The following is a 22109-nucleotide window of genomic DNA, read 5'->3' as shown; positions in this document are numbered from 1 at the left end:
TTATCCGTCAGATCGGTGCGATGGCGCAGCGTAAAAGGTCGTCCTGCAGGGCCTGCGGATCGGCTTCGGCGGCCAGGATCAGCTCTATCCGACTGTCCTTGCGCCACGCGCTGGGCGTCCAGGGCGCCGGACCGACGGTGCGGTTGCAGGCCAGCCAGTCGGTCTCGCCATGCAGCACGGCCTTGGCCCGCAGCAGGCCGGGAATCCCGCCCAGCCAGGCATCCAGTTCGTCCGTGCGGAAGCGCCAGTCTCGGTGGAAGCGCCAGCCGACCGACTGTCGGCCGTCGTCCACTCGCACCTGGCGCAGAGGAGCTTCACGGCGCAACAGGATCGCAGGTTCACCAGGCGAGGCACCCTGCGGCAAATCAGCGCCCGCCGGTTCAGTTGGCGTCGTTGGCAGCTCGCCCAGCGACAGACGCCCCTGGATCGTCCAGCACAACGGCACGTCCGGCAGCTGCGCGGCCAGAGCCGCACGCGCCGCGCCATCCAGGGCTTCGGACTTGTTCATCACCAGCAGCGCCGCCTCGCCCAGCGCCTGCTGCTGCGCTTCGGGCAGGGGCTGGCCGACCGCCAGTGCGGCAGCATCGAGCACCATCACCATCGGTTGCACCGCCAGCACGCCCTGCCAGGGCGCCGCACGCAGTTGCGCCAGCAGTTGCGCAGGATGGCCGAGGCCGGACGGCTCGATGAACAGTCGCTGCGGCCGCGCCTTGCGCAGCAGCCGGCCAAGGCCGACCTGAAACGGCGCGCCATTCACGCAACACAGGCAGCCACCGGCGACCTCGCCCAGGGCGATGCTGTCCTCGTCGCGGGACAGCAGCGCGGCGTCGAGCCCCACCTGGCCGAATTCGTTGACCAGCACCGCCCAGCTTTCGCCTGCGGGACGTTGCGCCAGCAAGGACTGCAGCAGGCTGGTCTTGCCGGCCCCGAGGGGGCCGGCGATGAGATGAGTCGGGATCTGCTTCAACATTCGCCCATGGTGCCGCCTGACGCTCGCCGGGAAAAGCGCTAGAGTCGCGGCTTCCCCTCGCCACCCCGGATCGATCATGCGCCTGTTGCTGCCTTTTGCTCTCGCTTGCCTGCCCCTGCTCGCCCACGGCGAGGCCTGCGTGGTGCATACCCAGGGCAAGCAGGTCGACGTGAAGGTCTGCCAGCAGAACCGCACCATCCCGGAAAAACTCTTCCGCGAGGGCTTCTGCCAACCGCAGCTGAAGGACCAGAAAGTCGAGGTGACCTACGCCGAAAACTGCCCCAGCGGCGCCTTCGGCGTCTGCGAGAACGCCCAGACCCAGGGCGTGCCCTATCGTCAGGACATCCACTACTACGGCGTGGCCAGCGATGCGCGCATTCTCCAGCCGTTCTGCGAGCAGCAGAGCAACGGCCACTGGCGCAAACCCCAGTAACGGTCATCGCCCTGTCACACGCTTCGGGCCTACTGTCCCCGGGTACCTCACACCCTCCCGGCGCCCCACGCCGGACATGATCTTGGTGAATTGGGCCGCTCTCCCCGGGCGGCCTATTTTTTTGCCCGGGCGACACCTCAACCCAGCCAGTCGAGCGTGAGCAGCAGGCGGCGCTCGCCGGGTGCCGGCAACGGCGAGCGGTGAATGATGCCGGAGCCAAGATTGCCGGCCCATTTCTCGCCCTTGAACAGGCCTACGTCACCCGTCGCCATCTGGCGGATATGCGCCCGGCTGGCCGGCTCGGCCGCCGCGTCGCCCAGCCGCGCGCGGGCCATGGCCCACTCCTCCAGCCACTGGCTGGCGGGCCCCGCATAGGTGGTGACCAGACGCAGCGGTACGTGATCGACGTGGAAGCGCGGGCACATGGCCTTGTCCAGGCTGCGCAGGCGCAGGCCGATACGCTGCGCGCCGGTCAGGCAGGCGAAGGCTTCGGCCAGCCATTGCAGGTCGCTGCGAAACAGCGTGCAACCCTCAAGCATGGCGTACTGGCGCAGCAGGTCGCCCAGTTCGACGCGCTCCTCGAGCACATCCAGGCTCTGCGTCAGGTCCAGCGGCTGGGCGCTCAACCAACCGGCAAAGGTGCTGATCTCCGGGTACAGCGTGCGTTGCCAGACAGCCAGATTGACGTCTTCCTTGAGCACTTCGGCGAGCACCTGCGGATCGCCGCCAAGCACCTGCCGCGGCCAGGCCGGGGTTTCGAGGGCGAGCATCAGGCGCCGGCCTCCCAGGGTTCGAAGGGATCGGGCAGGCGTTTCCAGGCGGTGGTGCCGGCGGCCATTTCCTCGTCATCCAGCAGGCAATGGTCCAGTTCGCCGAACAGCCGCTGGAAGTCCAGGTTCTGCCCGATGAATACCAGCTCCTGGCGGCAATCGCCGCTGTCCTCGCGCCAGTGGCGCAGCACGCTCTGCAGCTCGGTGGTGTCCTGTGGCCAGTGTTCGAGCGGGACAAAGCGCCACCAGCGTCCGGCCAGGCCGTGGCGCATCAGGCCACCGGCCTGGGACCAGCTGCCCGCCTCGCGGTAGCGGCTGGCGAGCCAGAAGAAGCCCTTGGAGCGCAACAACCGGCCGTTGCTCCAGGGCCGGGCGAGAAAGTCATGAAAGCGCTGCGGGTGGAAGGGCCTGCGCGCCCGATAGACGCTGGAGGAAATGCCGTAGGCTTCCGTCTCCGGCAGGTGCTCGCCGCGCAGCTCCTTGAGCCAGCCCGGCGCTCGCTCGGCGCGCTGGAAGTCGAAGCGGCCGGTGTCGAGGATGCGCGCCAGCGGCACCTGGCCCATGACCATGGGCTGGATATCGGCGTCGGGATTGAGCCTGCGCAGGATCGCCAGCAGCTCGTCGCGCTCGGCGCTGCCGATCAGGTCGATCTTGCTCACCAGGATCACGTCGGCGAACTCCACCTGCTCCACCAGCAGGTCGCTGAGCGAGCGCTCGTCGTCCTCGCCCAGGGTTTCACCCCGTTCGGCGAGGCTGTCGGCGCCCTGGTAGTCGGCGAGGAAGTTCAGCCCGTCGACCACCGTGACCAGCGTGTCCAGCCGAGCCAGGTCCGATAGGCTGCGGCCCTGCTCGTCGCGGAAGGTGAAGGTCTCGGCCACTGGCAGCGGCTCGGAGATGCCGGTGGACTCGATCAGCAGATAGTCGAAGCGGCCTTCGCCGGCGAGGCGGCTGACCTCTTCCAGCAGGTCTTCGCGCAAGGTGCAGCAGATGCAGCCGTTGCTCATCTCCACCAGGCGCTCCTGGCCGCGGTTGAGGCTGACGTCGCGCTGCACCTCGCGGCCGTCGATGTTGATTTCGCTCATGTCGTTGACGATGACCGCGACCTTGAGATTCTCGCGGTTCTTCAGGACGTGGTTGAGCAGCGTGCTCTTGCCGGCGCCAAGGAAGCCGGACAGCACAGTTACGGGAAGTGGCGCATTCATCACGGTGGGACTCCAGGGAAATCAGGCTTCGCGGACGTGCAGTTCGCGCCGTTCCTGGCGCTCCTTGGCCTCGATGCACAACGAGGCGGTGGGGCGCAGCAGCAGGCGGCGCAGGCCGATCGGTTCGCCGGTTTCCTCGCACCAGCCGTAGTCGCCCCGGGCCAGGCGCTCCAGCGCCTGGTCGATCTTGTCGAGCAGCTTCTTCTCGCGCTCCAGCAGGCGCAGTTGCCACTGGCGCGCCTCCTCGCGGCTGGCGACATCGGCCTCATCGCTGGCCCGCTCGGTGTCCTGCAACGCCTGGAATTCCTCGTCGATGCGCCCCTGCAACTCGTCACGCTGGTCCAGCAGCAGCGCGCGGAAATAGCCCTGTTGCGCCTCGCTCATGTAGGCCTCGCCGGGCTGGGCAAGCAGTTCCTGTTCGGTCATGACCGTCTCCGGAAGGGCGTGATCTTTATGTTATATTATAACGATGCATTGCCCGCAATCGGTAATCGACAGCCGCCCGACGACGTGCGATACCGATGTTCCGCTCCACCCGCCCGCCGAGACCTTCGATGCTGCGCCGCGCCCTGCTGCTCTGCCTGTTCGCTCCCTTCGCCCACGCCAGCGGTTCCGCGCCACTGCCTTTTCCCGGCGAGGAACCGGCGCGCTGCGCCTGGTCGGCTTCGGTGCTGGCCTGCATGGACGGTTCGGGGAATCTCTACAGCGTCGCCACCCAGGGCCACGACACCTACCTGCGCGGCTTCGAGGCGAGCAGCGGCCGGCGCTGGGCGCAGACCGGCACGCGCTACGGCAGCCTGACCTTCTTCAGCGGCGTGGCCAGCGACGGCCAGGTATGGGTCGGCACCAGCCGCGGCATCGGCTGGACCAACATCAGCCGCTTCAGCAGCTCGTCAGGCGACAGCGCCCGGCTGACCTGCGGGCGCGTGAGCGGCTGCAAGCAGCAGGAGCGCTGAAGAACCCATTGCGGGATCGCCGGGAAGCAAATACGTTATATTATAACAATTGCCAGCCGTGACCCGCCCATGACCACCCCGCTTCCCGACATCGCCTGCCAATCCACCCGCCTGCCCATCCCGCTCGACTGGGTCGGCATGCAGGGCATCGCCGTGCCGCTGCGTATTGCCAGCGAGCGAGTCGCCGCATACGCCGACGCCGGTGTCAGCCTCGACGAAGCCGACGCGCGCGGCATCCACATGTCGCGTCTGTACCTGGCGCTGGAAGCGCTGGCGGAAACCGAGCTTTCGCCGATGCTGCTACGTGACCTGCTCAGACAGTTCCTGCGCAGCCACGCGCAGCTGTCCCGACGCTCCAGCCTGGCACTGCGTTTCGACCTGATGCTGCGGCGCCCGGCGCTGGTCAGCCCGTTGAGCGGTTGGAAGCGCTACCCCTGCGAGATCCACGCGCAACTGGAAGACGACGCGATGCAACTGGAGCTGCGCTTGACCCTGCCTTACTCCTCGACCTGCCCCTGCTCGGCGGCGCTGGCGCGCCAACTGATCCAGGAGCGTTTCGACGCCGACTTCGCCGGCCGCCCGCTGAAAGCCAGCGAGGTACGTGCCTGGCTCGGCAGCCCGCAGGGCATAGTCGCCACGCCGCACAGCCAGCGCAGCGAGGCCCGGCTGCACCTGCGACTCGCCCCAGCCGCGACGGCATTCGCTTTCAGCGAGCTGATCGATCACGCCGAAGACGCCCTTGGCACCGCCGTGCAGACGGCGGTGAAGCGTGCCGACGAGCAGGCCTTCGCCCTGGCCAACGGGCAGAACCTGATGTTCTGCGAGGACGCCGCACGCCGGCTGCACCGGGCGCTGGTGCCGCGAGAAGAGGTGTCGGGCTTCGAGGTGCGTGTGGTGCATGCGGAAAGCTTGCACGCCCACGATGCGGTGGCGGTGAGTCGCTGGGAACGCGACTAGGCGGCGAGGTCCAGCGCCAGGCGGATCTGGTCGCGGCACTGGATGCCGCTTTCGAAGATCGGCTCGGGGTAATGCCGCACGAAGTAATCCGGATCGATACCGACGATGCGGAAGCCGACCCGCTGATACAGGCCGAGCTGCGCCAGGCTGGAGTTGCCGGTGGCAATGGTCAGGCGCTGCAGCCCGGCGTCGCGCGCCTGCTCGATGGCGGCCAGCAGCAGGCGACGGCCCAGGCCACGCTCCTGCCATTCATCTTCCACCGCGAGGCTGGTGATCTCGGCGACGCCGGGTTCGCGCGGCGTCAGCGTGAGGACGCCGCGCACGGAGTCCGCCTCGTTCAGCGCCAGCAGGCGGGAGTCGTACAGATAGCTCTCGATCTGATCGCGACTGGGGTCGGCCTTGAGCAGCAAGGACCAGGGCGCCTGTGCGGGCGACAATTCAACGAGGGACAGGTCCGGGAAGAAGTTCACCATGATTCATCTACCAAAGAGCCAGTGGGGACAGGGGGTTTAGCTCCCCGTGCTCCTCGATGCAAGCATTTTGCCCCGCGCCAGAAACGCATCGAGCCCGCCGAAGCGGGCCCGATGCAGGGGCAGAAAAGACTCAGGAGTAGATGTCGCGCCGGCTCCAGGGCACCTCCTGGCTGCCGTCGGCGTACGGCTTGCTGGCGAGAATCTGGTGCAGGTTGATCCAGCCCTTCTTGAAGCCATAGGCGCAACCGGCCAGGTACAGGCGCCAGATGCGCAGGGCCTGGTCGGGCACCAGTTTCGCCGCCTCGGCCAGCTTCGCTTCGAGGTTGGCGCTCCAGAAGTCCAGGGTGCGCGCGTAGTGCAGGCGCAGGCCTTCGACGTCGACCACTTCCAGTCCCGCCTCGCTCATGCGCGCCACGGCCAGTGACAGGTGCGGCAGCTCGCCATGGGGGAACACGTAGCGGTCGATGAAATCCCCGGCGCCGCGCCCCACCGGACGGCCATCGGTATGGCTGGAGGTGATCCCGTGGTTCATCACCAGTCCACCCGGGCGCACCGCATCATACAGTTGCTGGAAGTAGAGCCCGAGGTTGGCGTGGCCGACGTGCTCGAACATGCCGACGCTCACCACCTTGTCGTATCGGCCGTCACGCGGCAGGTCGCGGTAATCCAGCAGCTCCAGCGTCACCTGGTGTTCCAGGCCCTCGGCCTTGACCCGCTCGCGACCGAGCTTGAGCTGCTCCTCGCTGAGGGTAATGCCGTGCACCTGCACGCCAAATTCTCGCGCGGCCAGGCGCGCCAGCCCGCCCCAGCCGCAGCCGACATCGAGCAACTTCTCGCCCGGCTTCAGCCGCAGCTTGCGGCACAGGTGGCGCAGCTTGGCCAACTGGGCCGTGGCCAGGTCCTCGGTGCCGGTCTCGTAGTAGGCGCACGAGTACACCATCTCCGGGTCGAGCCAGAGCTGGTAGAACGCATTGGACAGGTCGTAGTGGTAATGGATGGCCTCGGCGTCGGTGGCCTTGTCGTGGCTTTCGCGAACGTAGTGGGCATCGCCGTCGTCGTCGTCGCCCAGCGCGCTGCTCAGGGCATCGGCAGTGGCGATCACTTCACCGATCGGCCCCTCGATGTCCATACGCTTCTCGACGTAGGCGCGACCGAGGATATCGAGACTGGGATGAGTGATCTCAGCCAGCAGGGTCGGATCGCGAACGACGAGCGTCACCTGCGGATCAGGCCCAAGGTCGAAAGCCTGGGCCTCGCCGATGCGGATACGCAGCGGCAACTGCAGGGACAGCAACTCAGAGGGCAGGTTGGCGTTCATGCATACCTCCTGGTCACAGGGCTGAAAAACTATAGACCAGCGTACCCATAGTCTTCCCCTATGGCCTGGCCCGCATAAAAACTATCGTGGCGCCGGCCACCGCGGGACGTGCCGGTTCCTTTGCATTGGAGCCCATTGCGAAGGTGTGCGTTCCCGGAAAATCCGCAGGCTGCAATGGAAGAATAGTTCGCTACGCAAGCGTAGCAGCGGATTCGGGAAGCATCCTTGCCAGCACCGAGATAGAGCCTTTACTGCCCCGCAACGATGACGCTGCTGTGACAGATGGCCGTTGCATTGCACTACACTGGGGCCCTCCGCCCGCCTCCCGGACGGAGATCCTCTGAAGTGAAGGGGGCTGTCTTGACTACCTTTTCCGAGCCGCGACCGGCAGTCCGCACCGTGCTGGTGGGGCTGATGCTGGCGATCTTCCTCGGTGCGCTCGACCAGACCATCGTCGCCGTGTCCCTGCCGGCGATCTCCGCCGGCTTCGGCGACTTCGACCTGCTGGCCTGGGTCATCTCCGGCTACATGGTGGCGATGACCATCTCCATGCCGATCTACGGCAAGCTCGGCGACCTCTACGGCCGCCGCGTGCTGATGCTCTTCGCCATCGCCCTGTTCACCCTCGCTTCGCTGCTCTGCGGCGCCGCCCAGAGCATGGAGCAACTGGTCATCGCGCGAGTCCTGCAGGGCATCGGTGCCGGTGGCATGATGTCGGTGAGCCAGGCGATCATCGGCGACATCGTCCCGCCCCGCGAACGCGGCCGCTACCAGGGTTACTTCAGCAGCATGTACGCGGTGGCGAGCATCGCCGGCCCTGTGCTGGGTGGGCTGCTCACCGAATACCTGTCGTGGCGCTGGGTGTTCCTGATCAACCTGCCGGTGGGACTGGTCGCCCTCGCGGTATCCCGCCGGTCCCTGCGCGGATTGCCGGTGCCGGGGCGTAAGCCGGTGATCGACTACCTCGGCACCATGCTGATGATCGCCGGCCTGGGCAGCCTGCTGCTGGCGATCACCGAGGTCGGCCAGGGCGCACGCTGGAACGATCCGCAGATGCTGGCGCTATTCGCCGCCGCACTGGTGCTGGTCGCGCTCTTCGTCGTGCAGGAGCGCCGAGCGCCGGAGCCGCTGGTGCCGATGCACCTGTTCGGTATTCGCGCGGCCACCCTGAGCTGGCTGATCAGCTTCTTCGCCAGCTTCCAGGTCATCTCGCTGTCGGTGCTGGTGCCGCTGCGCTTCCAGTCGGTGACCGGCGCGGGCGCCGACAGCGCCGCGCTGCACCTGCTGCCGTTGGCCATGGGCGTGCCCATCGGCGCGTATTGCTGCGGCCGTCTCACGGCGATCATCGGCCGCTACAAGCCGCAGATCGTCGGCGGCGGACTGTTGATGCCGCTGGCGATTGCCGGCCTGGCGCTGACGCCGCCGAGCGCATACTTCCTTTCAGGGGTCTGCATGCTGCTCACCGGCATTGCCGCCGGCACGCAATTCCCCACCAGCCTGGTAGCGGCGCAGAGCGCGGTCGAGACCAAGCACCTGGGCGTGGCGACCAGCAACATCACGCTGTTCCGCTCACTGGGCGGTGCGGTGGGAATCGCACTGATGTCGGCCCTGCTGCTGGCGATGCTGCAACCGCTGGCAGGCGACGCCGGCCATGGCCTGTCGGCCAGCGCCCTGCTGGCCAGCCTGAGCGGCGACGGCCATGAAGCGCAGCGGCTGGCGCTGGATGGGGTATTCGGGCACCTGTTCCTGATCAACGCCGGGTTCGGCGCCCTGGCCCTGTTGATCGCCCTGTCGCTGCCCGACCACGCACTGCGCGGCCGGAGCAACGATTAGCGAATGGCGCGGGTCAGTCCTCGTCGTTGAGGTAGCTGACCTTGCGCAGGTCCGGCAGCAGCAGGCAGACCAGCAGCGCCACGCCGCACATGACCGAGACATAGATGTAGAACACGTCCTCCATGCCGATGCTCTTCAGTCCCAGCGCAGCGTACTCGGCGGAGCCACCGAAGATGGCGTTACCCACCGCGTAGGAAAGGCCCACGCCCAGGGCGCGGATCTGCGGCGGGAACATCTCCGCCTTGATCAGGCCGCTGATCGAGGTGTACAGGCTGACGATGGCCATGGCCAGGATGATCAGGCCGAACGCCGCATAGGGGCTGCTGACAGTCTTCAGCGCCGTGAGGATCGGCCAGGTGCAGAGCATGCCGAGCGCGCCGAACCAGAGCATGGACGTCTTGCGGCCGATGTGGTCGGACAGAGCCCCAAACAGCGGCTGCATGCACATGTAGCAGAACAGCGCGAAAGTCATCACGCCGCTGGCCACCTTGGCGTCCATCCCGGCGGTGTTCACCAGGTACTTCTGCATGTAGGTGGTGAAGGTATAGAAGATCAGCGAGCCGCCGGCGGTGAAGCCGAGCACGGTGAAGAAGGCGCGCTTGTGGTGGGTGAAGAGCTCGGTGAGGGTGCCCGACTCCTTGCGCTTGAGGTTGGCCTCCTTGGCTGTCTCGTTCAGCGAGCGGCGCAGGTAGAAGGCGATCACCGCGGTGATGGCGCCGACCACGAAGGGAATCCTCCAGCCCCATTCCTTCAGCTCGTCGGTAGTCAGCAACTGCTGCAGGATCACCACCACCAGCACGGCCAGCAACTGGCCGCCGATCAGGGTCACGTACTGGAAGGAGGCGAAGAAGCCGCGCTGCCCCTTGAGCGCCACTTCGCTCATGTAGGTCGCGCTGGTGCCGTACTCGCCGCCCACCGACAGCCCCTGGAACAGCCGCGCGAGCAACAGCAGCGCCGGCGCCGCGACGCCGATGGTGGCGTAGGTCGGCATCACCGCGATGGCCAGCGAGCCGCCGCACATCATCAGCACCGAGATCATCATCGCGGTCTTGCGGCCCTTCTTGTCGGCGATGCGGCCGAACAGCCAGCCGCCGATGGGGCGCATCAGGAAGCCGGCGGCGAAAACCCCGGCGGTGTTGAGCAACTGCACCGTCGGATCGTCCGAGGGGAAGAAGGCGTGGGCGAAGTACAGGGCGGTGAAGGCGTAGACGTAGAAGTCGAACCACTCCACCAGGTTGCCCGACGAGGCGCCGACGATGGCGAGGATGCGCGAGCGGCGCTCGTGGGCGGAATACTGCGGTGCGGCAGGTGCGTTCATGGGGATTCTCTTGTCGGTTTAACTGCATCCCGGACGTGAGGACGGAACTCCCTCGCCGCCCTTGCCAGCGAATTGCCGCCAGGCATTTTTCACTGACACAATCAGAAACAGTATAGACGCTTCCGATAGCCGGCTAACGAAGTTCGCGGCCTGGACCGGGCCTTTCGGTTCGAATATCGGACACTCACAAACGCGCGTTTGTCGTTTCCGATTGACCGGCCAGTAGCCAGCTTCTATCGTTGGCCCGCTCCCCACCCTGCGGGAGACTTGTCAGGTACCCCTCGCAGGGCCGGAGCCCGACCTTGTCCACAAGACAAGGTCGATTTCCATTCCCCTCGTGTAGCGGCTCAAGCCGCCTGGCCTCGGTGCCCCGTCCACACCCCCGGACGTGCAGGCACCGGGGGAATGTTGATCTTCCCCCACACTCCCTTCTCGAATTCCAGCACCCTGAAACGAAAAAAGGCCCCCGAAGGGACCTTTCTCCTGGCGCCTGCGCGCTTATTCCACCGTCACGGATTTGGCCAGGTTGCGCGGCTGGTCGACGTCGGTGCCCTTGAGCACGGCGACGTAGTAGGACAGCAACTGTAGCGGCACTGTGTAGAGGATCGGTGCCAGGCAGTCGTGGATCGCCGGCATGCCCACCACGTGGGTACCCTCGCCGTCGCTGATGCCGCTGCCACCTTCGGCAAAGACCACCAGCTCACCGCCGCGGGCGCGCACTTCCTGCAGGTTGGATTTGAGCTTCTCCAGCAGCTCGTTGTTCGGCGCCACGGTCACCACCGGCATGTCGGCGTCCACCAGGGCCAGGGGGCCGTGCTTCAGCTCGCCGGCCGGGTAGGCCTCCGCGTGGATGTAGGAGATCTCCTTGAGCTTCAGCGCGCCTTCCATTGCCACCGGGTACTGGGCGCCACGACCGAGGAACAGCGTGTGGTGCTTCTCGGCGAACAGCTCACTGATCTTCTCCACCACCTTCTCCATGGACAGGGCTTCTTCCAGATGGGTCGGCAGGCGGCGCAGCTCGTTCACCAGCTCGGCCTCGACGCCGTCGTTCAGGCGCTTCTGCACCTGGCCGATGCCGAGGGTCAGCAGCAGCAGGGCGACCAGTTGGGTAGTGAAGGCCTTGGTGGAGGCGACGCCGATTTCCGGGCCAGCATTGGTCAGCAGGGTCATGTCCGACTCGCGCACCAGCGAGCTGGTGGCGACGTTGCAGATCGCCAGGCTTGCGAGGAAGCCCAGCTCCTTGGCATAGCGCAGCGCGGCCAGGGTATCGGCCGTTTCGCCGGACTGGGAGATGGTGACGAACAGGGAGTCCGGGTGCACCGCGACCTTGCGGTAGCGGAATTCGCTGGCCACTTCGACCTGGCAGGGAATGCCGGTCAGGCTTTCCAGCCAGTAACGGGCGACCATACCGGCGTGATAGCTGGTGCCGCAGGCGACGATCTGTACGGTGCGCACCTTGGCCAGCAGCTCGCGGGCCTGCGGGCCGAAGTTGTCCACCAGCACCTGCCCACTGCCCAGGCGGCCTTCCAGGGTGCGCTGCACCACGGCCGGCTGCTCGTGGATTTCCTTGAGCATGAAGTGGCGGTAGCCGCCCTTGTCGGCCGCCTCGGCGCCCTCGTGGTAGCGCACTTCCTCGCGCTGCACCGGGTTGCCGTTCACATCCCACAGCTGCAGGCCGTCGCGACGAATCTCGGCGATATCGCCCTCTTCCAGGTAGATGAAGCGGTCGGTCACCTGACGCAGCGCCAGCTGGTCGGAGGCGAGGAAGTTCTCGCCGTGGCCCAGGCCCACCACCAGCGGGCTGCCGCTGCGGGCGGCCAGGATGCGGTCCGGCTGTTTGCTGCTGATCACCGCCAGGCCGTAGGCGCCGTGCAGTTCCTTGACGACGGCCTTGAGCGCGACGGTCAGGTCACCCAGCTCGCCCAGGCGCAGGTGCAACAGGTGGGCGATGACCTCGGTGTCGGTCTGCGAGGTGAACTCGTAGCCACGCGCCTTGAGCATTTCGCGCAGGGGCTCGAAGTTCTCGATGATGCCGTTGTGCACCACGGCCACTTCACCACGGGAGAAGTGCGGGTGGGCGTTGGCCTCGGTCGGCGCGCCGTGGGTGGCCCAGCGAACGTGGGCGATCCCCAAACGACCGAGCAGCGGCTGCTCTTCGAGGGCCTGCTCAAGGCTGGAAACCTTGCCTGCGCGACGGCGGCGGTCCAGCGCACCGTCAGCCTGGATCACCGCCACGCCGGCGCTGTCGTAGCCACGGTATTCCAGGCGCTTGAGGCCTTCGACGAGGATCGGGGTGATATTGCGCTCGGCGATGGCGCCGACGATTCCACACATGGTTTGGTCTCCTTAGTCTTCGCAGCGCGCGCGGATCACTTTCACCCCGCGCGCCTGGATCAGTTCGAACGCTTCATCGCTCAGGCGTTCGTCGGTAATCAGGGTCTGGACGCTGCTCCAGGGCAGCTCCAGGTTGGGAATACGCCGGCCCAGCTTGTCGGCCTCGGCCATGACGATCACCTCGCGGGCGACCTCGGCCATGACCCGGCTCAGGCCCAGCAGTTCGTTGAAGGTCGTGGTGCCGCGCTCGATGTCCAGCCCGGTAGCGCCGATGAACAGCTGATCGAAATCGTAGGAGCGCAACACCTGTTCGGCCACCTGGCCCTGGAACGATTCGGAATGCGGGTCCCAGGTGCCGCCGGTCATCAGCAGCACCGGTTCGCGCTCCAGCTCGCGCAGGGCATTGGCCACGCTCAGGGAGTTGGTCATCACCACCAGGCCGGGCTTGCGGCCCAGTTCCGGGATCAGCGCGGCCGTCGTGCTGCCACTGTCGATGATGATCCGCGCGTGCTCGCGGATGCAGGCGGCTGCTGCCCGGCCGATGGCCTGCTTGTAGCGCGACAGCGGCTGGCTCGGCTCGGCGATCAGCTCATGGGGCATCGGCACCGCGCCGCCGTAGCGGCGCAGCAGCAGGCCGTTGCCTTCCAGGGCGGCCAGGTCCTTGCGGATGGTCACCTCGGAGGTGGCGAAGCGGCGCGCGAGGTCGTCCACGCTGACCTCGCCCTGGTCGGCGAGCAGCGCCAGGATGTCGTGGCGGCGTTGGGGGGTATTGCGTTTCGACATGAACGATTAAGTTTCGATTCGAAAGATAAGTGTGCGAATCAAAACCTATGTTGTTTCGTTCGTCAAGATTTTCTGGCACGAACGGAAGCGATCTTCTGTAGGAGCGAGCCCCGTTCGCGATACTCACCGGCGGTGCCGGGGTTCGCGAGCAAGCTCGCTCCTGCAGGAAACGCAGTGTGCTCAGTCGACTTCGAGACGGTTACGCCCGCCGCGCTTGGCACGGTACAGCGCCTGGTCGGCTCGCTCGAATACCGTTTCGGCGCGCTCGCCTTCGCGGAAGGCCGTGAGGCCCGCCGAGCAGGTGATGCTCAATCGTTCCCCCTTGAAGTGGAACGGGCAGGCTTCGATGGCGCCGCGCAGCACGTCGAGCAGTTGCTGTCCGCCTTCCAGCGGCGTGGCGGGCAGCAGCACGACGAACTCCTCGCCGCCGAAGCGGGCGATGAAGTCGGTCTTGCGCACGCGCTTGGCCAGTTCGTTGGCGATGATCTTCAGCACCTTGTCGCCGGCGAGGTGGCCGAAGTCGTCGTTGATCCGCTTGAAATGATCGACGTCCAGCACCGCCAGCAGCAGGTCGCCGCCGTAGCGCTGCCAGCGCGCCACTTCCAGGTCCAACCGCTCGGTGAGCGCGGCGCGGTTTGGCAGGCCGGTCAGGGCGTCGGTCATGGCCTTCTGGCGCTGGTCCTCGATGTTCGCCTGGAAGGTGCGGGCCTCCTCTTCCATGCTGGCGACACGGGTCACCAGTGACTGGATGCGCTCGCTTACTTCGCGCTCACGGACCTCGCGCTCCTCGCGGAAGCGGTCCATGGTGCCGACCAGGCCTTGCAGGCGTGACTCGACATGGCGCTTGAGACCCTCCAGGTCAGTGGCCTCCAGCACGCTTTCCTGCAGCCCGCTGACCTGCTCGCGCAGGCTATCGTCCAGATCGCGGGCGCTGGAGCTGGAGCCGCTGTGGTTCTCCTGGACGGCCTGCAGGCCGTCGAGGAAAGCCCCCAGGCGTTCGTTGAGCTGGTGCAGGTAGCCTTCGAACTCGTGCTGGCCGCTGTCGTTGAGCGAGAGTACGAGGACGCCCAGGTCATCCAGCACCGGCACCAGTTCGTACCAGTTGAGGCTGCCGTGGATCCGCGAACGCAGCGCCTCGGCCTGGACCTGCTGGGCGGCCGGCAGGTGCATCTCGTCCAGCAGGCGTAGCAGGCTCGCCTCGATATGCGGCGCCACCGCGCTGTAGCCGGGCTCCGGACGAGGCGGCAAGGCGTAGGGGTCATTGGCCTGGCGCGCGTCTTCGGGCGTGCCGAACAACCCCGGCGGTACCGGCAGGCTGTCGAGCAGGCTGGAATCATCGTGGCGGGCTGACTCTACTGCAGTCGGCCTGTCGATGACCTGCGCAGCGGCGGCAGGCTCCGATCGCACGACCGGCGAAGGCGCGGCGGCAGGTTCCGGCGTTACCACCCGGGGAGCCATTTCGACTTGCGCCACGACGTGCTCGGCCGCCGTTGCAACGACGGCCGCCTCGGCAGATGCAGGTGCAGGTGCAGGTGCAGCAGATGGAATTTCGTTGGCCGGTGGAAGATCCACCGCCGCTTCCGTCACCGGCGTTCTGTCTGCAGGGGTGGCTGGTGTGCTGGATGCCGAGTTCGGCTCCTCCACCTCATCGCCGTCACGGCTGCCGAACAGCCGCTGCAGGAAACCGGGGCGCTGCTCCCCGCCACCGTTGCCGAAATGATCCAGCACCTGCCGCTGCAGCCGGCTCAGCTCGCTGAGCAGCGCCGGCAACTCGCGGGAGGAGCTGCCACGGCTGGGAATGTCCTTGGACAGGCGCTTGAGCGGCTTGCGCACGTCACCCGGCATGTCCAGGGACAGCAGTTGCTGCGACAGCTGGCTGAGCGCAGCGACGTTCTGCTCGATGCGCTGCTGGCGGCGCTGCTCGGAGTCGAGCACGGCCTTTTCCAGCTGCGGGATCAGGCGCGACAGGCCGGCGTCCATGTCGTCGCGGCGCAGCACTTCGCGCAGCTCCTTCATGCAGGCGTCCACCGCCTTGTCGCTGCCTTCGGCCGCCAGGCTGCTGCGCACCAGGCCGCGACGCAGCAGGTCGAGGCGAGCATCCCAACGGCGCTCGAGCTTCTCCTGCTGTTCGAGGTTATCCAGGTATTTCTGTTTCCAGCGTTGGTCGTCGTCGCGACTCATTCAGGGGCCTCGCCGCGCAAGGCGAGCGACGAGGACGAACGCAGAGCATCCGGCAGGCGGATTTCCACGGCCACGGGCAGGTGGTCGGAAATCGGGTGCGGGAGGACACTGACGCGTTCCAGCGCCAGCTCGGAACTGAGCAGGATGTGGTCCAGGCAGCGCTGCGGACGCCAGCTGGGGAAGGTGGCCTCGACCTGCGGGGCGATGAGCTGGAGGTCGCGCAATGGCGAGCTTTCCAGCAGGTCGGTGGCATGGGTGTTCATGTCGCCCATCAGCACGTGGTGGCGATAGTCCTGCAGCAACTCGCGGATATAGGCGAGCTGGCGGGTGCGGGTCCGCGCGCCGAGAGCCAGGTGCATCATCACCACGGCCAGCGCGTCCTTGCCTTCGCCGAAACGCATGAGTATCGCGCCGCGGCCGGGCGGGCCGGGCAGCGGGTGGTCTTCCAGCGCAGTGGGCTGCAGGCGGCTGAGCAGGCCGTTGCTGTGCTGGGCGATGCGCCCGAGATTGCGGTTGAGCTGCTGGTACCAGTAGGGGAAGGCACCGAGCTGTGCCAGGTGCTCGACCTGGTTGATGTTGCCGGAACGGATGCTGCCGCCGTCGGCTTCCTGCAGGGCGACCACGTCGTAGTCGGAGAGCAGTTCGCCGATGCGCTGCAGGTTGGTAGCGCGACCGGCGGCCGGCAGCAGGTGCTGCCAGCCGCGGGTCAGGTAGTGACGGTACCTTTCGGTACTGATGCCGACCTGGATGTTGAAGCTGAGCAGGCGCAGCCGGCCGTCGTCGGGGAGGCCGGCGGAAGTCCCCTGGGCCGTATTCACCCGAGGGACGCAGGCTCCCGCGACACGCTCACGAGTCCGCCGGCGCAGCATCGTCATCGGCCCTTACTGAGCGGCCTTGGCGCTGGCGCGTTCCTTGGCGATCAGCTGGTCCGCCAGCTGCAGCGCCTCGTCCGGGCCACCGGCCGAGCCGATGTCGAAGCGGTATTTGCCATTGACCACCAGGGTCGGCACGCCGCTGATCTGATAGGCCATCGCCAGTTTCTTGGCTTTCTCGATCTGGCCCTTGATGGCGAACGAGTTGTAGGTGCTGAGGAACTTGTCCTTGTCCACGCCCTGCTCGGCGACGAAGTCAGCCATTTCTTCCGGAGTGGTCAGGGCCTTGGGATTGTTGTGCAGCTTCTCGAAGATGGCGTGGTGCACCTTCTTCTCCACACCCATGGATTCCAGGGTCAGGAACAGTTGGCCGTGGATGTTCCACAGGCCGCCGAACATGGCCGGGATACGCACGAAGTGAACGTCGGCCGGCAGCTTCTCGACCCACGGGTTGATGGTCGGTTCGAACGCATAGCAGTGCGGGCAGCCGTACCAGAACAGCTCCACCACCTCGATCTTGCCGGGCTGGGAGACCGGGACGGCCTGGTTCAGCTCGGTGTAGTTCTTGCCCGCTTCGAAGTCGGCGGCGTTCGCGTTGACGGCGAACAGGCCGGCGAAGGCAAGAGCGGCGGTGAAAATCAGGTTACGCATGGTTCACTCCTTGGCTGAGCGGAACCGCCGCGCTGCCGCGCGGCGGGGTGAAGCGGTTTGACCGGAAGGGCCAGACACGGTTCCAGCATTGTAGTGGCGGAGGATGCAAAAAAGGGTGGCCGAGGCCACCCTTTTTTTCGAAGCAGTTTTTCGATCCGGCGTTGAAGCCGGACGGCTGCTTAGTGCAGACCTTCGATGTAGCTGGAGATCGCAGCGATGTCCTTGTTGGACAGTTTGGCGGCGATGCTGCGCATGATCATGGCGTCGCCGTCGTTGGTGCGCTCGCCTTCGCGGAAGGCGGTCAGCTGCTTGGCGGTGTAGGCCGCGTGCTGGCCACCCAGGTGCGGGAAGCCGGCTTCGGCGTTGCCCTGGCCAGCCGGGTTGTGGCAACCGGTGCAGGCCGGCATGCCTTCGGCGAGCTTGCCGCCGCGGAACAGGGCTTCACCCTGGGCGACCAGCTTGGGATCGGCGGCGCCGACGCTGCCGTTCTGGCTGGAGAAGTAGGCGGCGATGTCGGCCAGGTCCTGATCGCTCAGGTTGGTCAGCAAGCCGGTCATTTCCAGCACGGTGCGCTTGCCGTCCTTGATGTCGTGCATCTGCTTGAGCAGGTAACGCTCACCCTGCCCGGCCAGTTTCGGGAAGTTGGGCGCCATGCTGTTGCCATCGGCGCCGTGGCAGGCACCACAGACAGCAGCTTTCGCCTGACCGGCCTTGGCATCGCCAGCGGCGTGCGCCACACCGACAAGACCCAGGGTCAACAGCAGACTCACGATCAATTTGTTCATCAGCTAATCCAATAACGGCTAAGGGTGAAAGAGTAAGGCCTGAGAAGTTACTTCGACATCCACTGGATAATTGTCTGGTAATCCTCGGCGCTGCAGTCGGTGCACAGGCCGCGAGGCGGCATCGCGTTGAAACCGTTGGTCACATGTTGCACCAGCGTGTCCATGCCCTTGTCCAGGCGCGGCTTCCAAGCGGTGGCGTCGCCCTTCTTCGGCGCCATTGGCAACTGACCATTGTGGCAGGCGCCACAGGCTCTGTTGAAAACGGCTTCCGGATCCTGGGCCGCCAGGGCGCTGGACGTCAGCGCTGCAACGATGGCTGCGAACAGCAGTTTCTTCATGATTATCCTCATCGCAGGGAACATCCGCGTTCTTGATTGCGCGGACTCCAACGTTCCCGTGTGGCTCGACCCTGGGGGATAAAGCGCACACAAAATCCGCGGCATTATATACTTCAGATGCCCAAACGGAAACGAAACCGCCCCCCGCGACACCGCGTCGCACCCGCCGCGAAGTTACCCATGTCCTCGAATAACGCTACGAAAAACCCGATTCTCGGCCTCTGCCAACAGGCCACTTTCCTCATTTCCGCCGCCAAGGTGAACCAGTGCCCGGAAGACTCCGGCCTGGAAGTCGCCTTCGCCGGCCGCTCCAACGCGGGCAAGTCCAGCGCGTTGAATGCGCTGACCCACGCGAACCTGGCGCGCACCTCCAAGACCCCCGGCCGCACCCAGTTGCTGAACTTCTTCCGCCTGGATGACCAGCGCCGCCTGGTCGACCTGCCCGGCTACGGCTACGCCAAGGTGCCGATTCCGCTGAAGCTGCACTGGCAGCAGCACCTGGAAGCTTATCTCTCCAGCCGCAATGCGCTAGCCGGCGTGGTGCTGATGATGGATATCCGTCATCCGCTGACCGATTTCGACCGCCTGATGCTCGACTGGGCCCAGGCCAGCCAGCTGCCGATCCACGTGCTGCTGACCAAGGCCGACAAGCTGGCCTACGGCGCGGCGAAGAACGCGTTGCTCAAGACCCGCAAGGAAATCCTCGACGGCTGGGGTGATGTCGCGACCCTGCAACTGTTCTCGGCGCCCAAGCGCCAGGGTGTGGAAGAGGCGCAATTGGTCCTGGCCGGCTGGCTGGGGCTGCTGGATGAGGGAGAAGAGGAGGCCGGCGAGCAGGCCTGAGGCCGAATCGCAGGCAAAAAAAACCCCGAGCTTCGTATGGGGAGGGGGAAGTTCGGGGTTTAAGTCCGGACCGCTAGGGCGGGGTCCAGTAATCTGCCAACACTAAACACTGCAAAGGAGCATCGAAGGGCTTCACCAGCCATTCACGAGTTCTGACTCAGCTCTTTGTGGGAAAGTTCAGCAGGTCACAAAAGATTTTTTCCGGCAGGCCCGAAAGCGCTCGGCAAATCGAGCCGGAAAGCCCGGCTGGCGTGCTTTCCGACCGCTCGTCCAGCCGATCAGTGGGCCTCGTCCCAGTTCGCTCCCACACCTGCTTCGACGACCAGCGGTACGTCCAGTTCCGCCGCACCACTCATAAGTGGCCGAATGCCATCTCGAACCTGGTCGACCAGGTCCTCGCGCACTTCCAGCACCAGTTCGTCGTGAACCTGAAGGATGACGCGGGCATCGATGGCGCTTTCCTGCAGCCAGTTATCCACAGCCACCATGGCGCGTTTCATGATGTCCGCCGCCGTGCCCTGCATCGGCGCGTTGATCGCGGTGCGCTCGGCGGCCTTGCGCATGGCGCCGTTCTTCGAGGCGATTTCCGGCAGGTACAGGCGACGGCCGAACAGGGTCTCGACGAAGCCCTGCTCGGCGGCCTGGGCGCGGGTACGCTCCATATAGGCCAGCACGCCCGGATAGCGAGCGAAATAGCGGTCGATGTAGGCCTGGGCTTCCTTGCGTTCGACGCCGATCTGCTTGGCCAGGCCGAAGGCGCTCATGCCGTAGATCAGGCCGAAGTTGATCGCCTTGGCGCTGCGGCGCTGGTCGGAGGTCACGTCATCCAGCGGCACGCCGAAGACTTCGGCGGCGGTGGCGCGGTGCACGTCGCGGTCGTGGCGGAAGGCGTCCAGCAGGCCCTCGTCCTTGGCCAGGTGGGCCATGATGCGCAGTTCGATCTGCGAATAGTCCGCCGCCAGCAGCTTGTAGCCCTGGGGCGCGACGAAGGCCTGGCGGATGCGCCGGCCCTCGGCGGTTCGAATCGGGATGTTCTGCAGGTTCGGGTCGCTGGAGGACAGCCGGCCGGTGGCCGCCACCGCCTGGTGGTAACTGGTGTGGATGCGCCCGGTGCGCGGGTTGATCTGGTCTGGCAGCTTGTCGGTATAGGTGCTCTTGAGCTTGCTCAGGGAGCGGTACTGCATGATCACCTTGGGCAGTTCGTAATCCTGCTCGGCCAGTTCCGCGAGGACGTTCTCGGCGGTGGACGGCTGGCCGGTGGCGGTCTTCGACAGAACCGGCAGGCCGAGCTTTTCATAAAGGATGGCGCCCAGCTGCTTGGGCGAGCCGAGGTTGAACTCTTCGCCTGCCAGGTCGAAGGACTGGCGCTGCAGCTCGACCATCTTCTCTCCCAGCTCGACGCTCTGCTTGCCCAGCAGGTTGGCATCGACCAGCGCGCCGTTGCGCTCGATACGCGCCAGCACCGGCACCAGCGGCATCTCGATCTCGGTCAGGACCTTGGCCAGCGAGGGGATGGCCTCCAGCTTCTGCCACAGGGTCTGGTGCAGGCGCAGGGTGACGTCGGCGTCTTCCGCGGCGTAGGGGCCGGCCTGTTCCAGGGCGATCTGGTCGAAGGTCAGCTGCTTGGCGCCCTTGCCGGCGATGTCCTCGAAGCGGATGGTGCTGTGGCCGAGGTACTTCAGCGCCAGGCTGTCCATATCGTGACGGGTCGCGGTGGAGTCCAGCACGTAGGATTCGAGCATGGTGTCGAAGGCGATGCCCTGCACGGCGATGGGCGTCGAGGCGTTGGCCAGGACGTTCATGTCGTACTTGGCGTGCTGGCCGACCTTGCGCTTCTTCGGATCCTCCAGCAGCGGCTTGAGCGCCTTGAGCACGTCATCGCGGTCCAGCTGGGCCGGCACCCCCATGTAGCTGTGCGCCAGCGGTACGTAGGCGGCTTCACCCTCCGTGACCGCGAAGGACACGCCCACCACCTGCGCCTGCTGCGGGTCGAGGCTGGTGGTCTCGGTGTCGAAGGCGATCAGGTCGGCAGCTTCCAGCTTCTTCAGCCAGGCATCGAACTGGCTCTGCTCCAGGACAGTCTCGTAACGCTTCTCCGCCGTCGCAGCCGGGGCCTCTTCCAGCGCCAGTTGCGGACTTCCGGCCTTGGCCGCCTGGCGCTGCAGGTCATCCAGCCCGGTCTTGAACTCCAGGGTACGGTACAGCTCGGTCAGCGCCTCACGGTCCGGCTCGCCGGGGTGAAGGGCATCGATCTCGATGTTCAGTTCGACATCGCACTTGATGGTCGCGAGCTTGTAGGACAGGTAGGCCATGTCCTTGTGCTCTTCGAGCTTGGCTGGCAGGCCCTTGGCGCCGCGGATCGGCAGCTCGGGCACCTTGTTCAGGCTGGCGTAGAGCACATCCAGGCCGCCACCCACGCCGGTGAGCAGGCCGAGGGCGGTCTTTTCGCCGACGCCGGGCACGCCGGGAATGTTGTCGACCTTGTCGCCCATCAGCGCCAGGTAATCGATGATCAGCTCAGGACCGACACCGAATTTCTCCTTCACGCCATCCACGTCGAGCACGCTACCGGTCATGGTGTTGACCAGCGTAATGTGCCCGTCGACCAGCTGCGCCATGTCCTTGTCGCCGGTGGAGATCACCACCGCCCGACCGCCAGCCGCGCTCTGCCGGGCGAGGGTGCCGATCACGTCATCCGCTTCCACGCCTTCCACGCAGAGCAGGGGCAGGCCGAGGGCGCGTACCGTGGCGTGCAACGGCTCCACCTGCACCCGCAGGTCGTCCGGCATCGACGGGCGGTTGGCCTTGTATTCGGCGAACATCTCGTCGCGGAAGGTTCCGCCCTTGGCATCGAAGACCACCGCGAAAGGGCTGTCCGGGTACTGCTTGCGCAGGCTCTTGAGCATGTTCAGCACGCCCTTCACCGCACCCGTGGGCATGCCGGTGGAGGTCATCAGCGGCGGCAGGGCATGGAAGGCGCGATACAGGTAGGACGAGCCGTCCACGAGGACGAGGGGTGCTTGGCTCATGAGGGGAATCAACCTTTTCAGAAGGGCTCGGGCTAAAATGTCCGTAGCCAATTCGACAAAGGG

General features: G+C 66.0%; 20 protein-coding genes. 5 read left to right on the top strand and 15 right to left on the bottom strand.

The genetic code is table 11. The features are described from left to right. Positions 1–7: 7 nt before the first annotated feature. Complete coding sequence (locus GJV37_RS19720; protein WP_193452871.1) at positions 8–970, bottom strand: CobW family GTP-binding protein; 963 nt, start codon at positions 968–970, stop codon at positions 8–10. A 76-nt stretch (positions 971–1046) separates the two neighbouring features. Between GJV37_RS19720 and GJV37_RS19715 the strand changes: the two genes are divergently transcribed. Next, complete coding sequence (locus GJV37_RS19715) at positions 1047–1403, top strand: NADH:ubiquinone oxidoreductase (RefSeq protein ID WP_169935161.1); 357 nt, start codon at positions 1047–1049, stop codon at positions 1401–1403. Positions 1404–1540: 137 nt separating this feature from the next. Here GJV37_RS19715 and GJV37_RS19710 read toward each other — a convergent pair whose 3' ends face one another. From GJV37_RS19710 to dksA, 3 genes are read right to left on the bottom strand one after another with little or no spacing between them, the layout of a single operon-like run. Next, entirely contained in the window at positions 1541–2173 is a 633-nt protein-coding gene (locus tag GJV37_RS19710) for a DUF1826 domain-containing protein (protein ID WP_193452870.1), read from the bottom strand. Continuing rightward, the gene (gene zigA, locus GJV37_RS19705) at positions 2173–3375 is read right to left on the bottom strand and encodes a zinc metallochaperone GTPase ZigA (protein WP_193452869.1); all 1203 of its coding nucleotides are present in this window, start codon (positions 3373–3375) and stop codon (positions 2173–2175) included. The genes GJV37_RS19710 and zigA overlap by 1 nt, the downstream gene beginning before the upstream one ends. Positions 3376–3396: 21 nt before the next feature. Beyond that, on the bottom strand, positions 3397–3801 hold the full coding sequence (gene dksA, locus GJV37_RS19700; protein ID WP_024766818.1) for an RNA polymerase-binding protein DksA: 405 nt from the start codon (positions 3799–3801) through the stop codon (positions 3397–3399). Positions 3802–3929: 128 nt separating this feature from the next. On the opposite strand from dksA, the gene GJV37_RS19695 reads away from it, so the two are divergent. Beyond that, positions 3930–4331 carry a hypothetical protein gene (locus GJV37_RS19695; RefSeq protein WP_170858087.1) on the top strand — a complete coding sequence of 134 codons (402 nt, stop codon included), beginning with the start codon at positions 3930–3932 and terminating at the stop codon, positions 4329–4331. Positions 4332–4400: 69 nt separating this feature from the next. After that, a complete protein-coding gene (gene folE2 / locus GJV37_RS19690) occupies positions 4401–5288 on the top strand; it encodes a GTP cyclohydrolase FolE2 (RefSeq protein WP_038803476.1) in 888 nt (295 codons plus the stop codon). Here folE2 and GJV37_RS19685 read toward each other — a convergent pair. Together GJV37_RS19685 and cfaB are read right to left on the bottom strand one after the other, a co-directional pair. Continuing rightward, complete coding sequence (locus GJV37_RS19685; protein WP_065086379.1) at positions 5285–5761, bottom strand: GNAT family N-acetyltransferase; 477 nt, start codon at positions 5759–5761, stop codon at positions 5285–5287. The two genes, folE2 and GJV37_RS19685, sit on opposite strands and share 4 nt — an antisense overlap. Positions 5762–5891: 130 nt before the next feature. Continuing rightward, a complete protein-coding gene (cfaB, locus tag GJV37_RS19680; RefSeq protein WP_084358425.1) occupies positions 5892–7079 on the bottom strand; it encodes a C17 cyclopropane fatty acid synthase CfaB in 1188 nt (395 codons plus the stop codon). Between the two features lie 360 nt (positions 7080–7439). Here cfaB and GJV37_RS19675 point away from each other — a divergent pair, with 360 nt between their 5' ends. Next, on the top strand, positions 7440–8912 hold the full coding sequence (locus GJV37_RS19675; protein ID WP_170858086.1) for an MDR family MFS transporter: 1473 nt from the start codon (positions 7440–7442) through the stop codon (positions 8910–8912). Positions 8913–8925: 13 nt separating this feature from the next. Here GJV37_RS19675 and GJV37_RS19670 read toward each other — a convergent pair whose 3' ends face one another. From GJV37_RS19670 to GJV37_RS19635, 8 genes are all read right to left on the bottom strand, one after another. Beyond that, positions 8926–10230, bottom strand: a complete 1305-nt coding sequence (locus GJV37_RS19670) for an MFS family transporter (RefSeq protein ID WP_170858085.1) — start codon at positions 10228–10230, stop codon at positions 8926–8928. Between the two features lie 498 nt (positions 10231–10728). Then, positions 10729–12564, bottom strand: coding sequence for a glutamine--fructose-6-phosphate transaminase (isomerizing) (gene glmS / locus GJV37_RS19665; protein ID WP_193452868.1), 1836 nt, complete (start codon positions 12562–12564; stop codon positions 10729–10731). Between the two features lie 12 nt (positions 12565–12576). Further along, positions 12577–13347, bottom strand: coding sequence for a DeoR/GlpR family DNA-binding transcription regulator (locus tag GJV37_RS19660; RefSeq protein ID WP_024766810.1), 771 nt, complete (start codon positions 13345–13347; stop codon positions 12577–12579). 180 nt (positions 13348–13527) lie between these two features. Beyond that, positions 13528–15528 carry a diguanylate cyclase gene (locus tag GJV37_RS19655; RefSeq protein WP_170858083.1) on the bottom strand — a complete coding sequence of 667 codons (2001 nt, stop codon included), beginning with the start codon at positions 15526–15528 and terminating at the stop codon, positions 13528–13530. Further along, a complete protein-coding gene (locus GJV37_RS19650; protein WP_038803481.1) occupies positions 15525–16397 on the bottom strand; it encodes an endonuclease/exonuclease/phosphatase family protein in 873 nt (290 codons plus the stop codon). Before GJV37_RS19650 ends, GJV37_RS19655 begins: the two co-directional genes overlap by 4 nt. 12 nt (positions 16398–16409) lie before the next feature. Beyond that, a complete protein-coding gene (locus tag GJV37_RS19645; protein ID WP_024766808.1) occupies positions 16410–17051 on the bottom strand; it encodes a thiol:disulfide interchange protein DsbA/DsbL in 642 nt (213 codons plus the stop codon). A gap of 179 nt (positions 17052–17230) precedes the next feature. Beyond that, the gene (locus GJV37_RS19640; protein WP_017521245.1) at positions 17231–17836 is read right to left on the bottom strand and encodes a c-type cytochrome; all 606 of its coding nucleotides are present in this window, start codon (positions 17834–17836) and stop codon (positions 17231–17233) included. Positions 17837–17883: 47 nt separating this feature from the next. Next, entirely contained in the window at positions 17884–18174 is a 291-nt protein-coding gene (locus GJV37_RS19635; RefSeq protein WP_170858082.1) for a c-type cytochrome, read from the bottom strand. Positions 18175–18354: 180 nt separating this feature from the next. Between GJV37_RS19635 and yihA the strand changes: the two genes are divergently transcribed. Next, positions 18355–19017 carry a ribosome biogenesis GTP-binding protein YihA/YsxC gene (gene yihA / locus GJV37_RS19630; RefSeq protein ID WP_037014250.1) on the top strand — a complete coding sequence of 221 codons (663 nt, stop codon included), beginning with the start codon at positions 18355–18357 and terminating at the stop codon, positions 19015–19017. A 278-nt stretch (positions 19018–19295) separates the two neighbouring features. Here the strand turns inward: yihA and polA are convergent, their stop codons facing one another. Further along, positions 19296–22046, bottom strand: coding sequence for a DNA polymerase I (gene polA, locus GJV37_RS19625; protein WP_170858081.1), 2751 nt, complete (start codon positions 22044–22046; stop codon positions 19296–19298). Positions 22047–22109 lie beyond the last annotated feature (63 nt).

The sequence above is a fragment of the Pseudomonas nitroreducens genome, assembly GCF_010994165.1.
Taxonomy (GTDB): Bacteria; Pseudomonadota; Gammaproteobacteria; order Pseudomonadales; family Pseudomonadaceae; genus Pseudomonas; species Pseudomonas nitroreducens.
This window is presented reverse-complemented; position numbering and strand designations above follow the sequence as displayed.

Bases quoted from the DNA above. Each gene is read 5' to 3' on its own strand.
- GJV37_RS19720 (WP_193452871.1), bottom strand. From the start codon at position 970: ATGTTGAAGCAGATCCCGACTCATCTCATCGCCGGCCCCCTCGGGGCC.
- GJV37_RS19715 (WP_169935161.1), top strand. From the start codon at position 1,047: ATGCGCCTGTTGCTGCCTTTTGCTCTCGCTTGCCTGCCCCTGCTCGCC.
- GJV37_RS19710 (WP_193452870.1), bottom strand. From the start codon at position 2,173: ATGCTCGCCCTCGAAACCCCGGCCTGGCCGCGGCAGGTGCTTGGCGGC.
- zigA (WP_193452869.1), bottom strand. From the start codon at position 3,375: ATGAATGCGCCACTTCCCGTAACTGTGCTGTCCGGCTTCCTTGGCGCC.
- dksA (WP_024766818.1), bottom strand. From the start codon at position 3,801: ATGACCGAACAGGAACTGCTTGCCCAGCCCGGCGAGGCCTACATGAGC.
- GJV37_RS19695 (WP_170858087.1), top strand. From the start codon at position 3,930: ATGCTGCGCCGCGCCCTGCTGCTCTGCCTGTTCGCTCCCTTCGCCCAC.
- folE2 (WP_038803476.1), top strand. From the start codon at position 4,401: ATGACCACCCCGCTTCCCGACATCGCCTGCCAATCCACCCGCCTGCCC.
- GJV37_RS19685 (WP_065086379.1), bottom strand. From the start codon at position 5,761: ATGGTGAACTTCTTCCCGGACCTGTCCCTCGTTGAATTGTCGCCCGCA.
- cfaB (WP_084358425.1), bottom strand. From the start codon at position 7,079: ATGAACGCCAACCTGCCCTCTGAGTTGCTGTCCCTGCAGTTGCCGCTG.
- GJV37_RS19670 (WP_170858085.1), bottom strand. From the start codon at position 10,230: ATGAACGCACCTGCCGCACCGCAGTATTCCGCCCACGAGCGCCGCTCG.
- glmS (WP_193452868.1), bottom strand. From the start codon at position 12,564: ATGTGTGGAATCGTCGGCGCCATCGCCGAGCGCAATATCACCCCGATC.
- GJV37_RS19660 (WP_024766810.1), bottom strand. From the start codon at position 13,347: ATGTCGAAACGCAATACCCCCCAACGCCGCCACGACATCCTGGCGCTG.
- GJV37_RS19655 (WP_170858083.1), bottom strand. From the start codon at position 15,528: ATGAGTCGCGACGACGACCAACGCTGGAAACAGAAATACCTGGATAAC.
- GJV37_RS19650 (WP_038803481.1), bottom strand. From the start codon at position 16,397: ATGCTGCGCCGGCGGACTCGTGAGCGTGTCGCGGGAGCCTGCGTCCCT.
- GJV37_RS19645 (WP_024766808.1), bottom strand. From the start codon at position 17,051: ATGCGTAACCTGATTTTCACCGCCGCTCTTGCCTTCGCCGGCCTGTTC.
- GJV37_RS19640 (WP_017521245.1), bottom strand. From the start codon at position 17,836: ATGAACAAATTGATCGTGAGTCTGCTGTTGACCCTGGGTCTTGTCGGT.
- GJV37_RS19635 (WP_170858082.1), bottom strand. From the start codon at position 18,174: ATGAAGAAACTGCTGTTCGCAGCCATCGTTGCAGCGCTGACGTCCAGC.
- yihA (WP_037014250.1), top strand. From the start codon at position 18,355: ATGTCCTCGAATAACGCTACGAAAAACCCGATTCTCGGCCTCTGCCAA.
- polA (WP_170858081.1), bottom strand. From the start codon at position 22,046: ATGAGCCAAGCACCCCTCGTCCTCGTGGACGGCTCGTCCTACCTGTAT.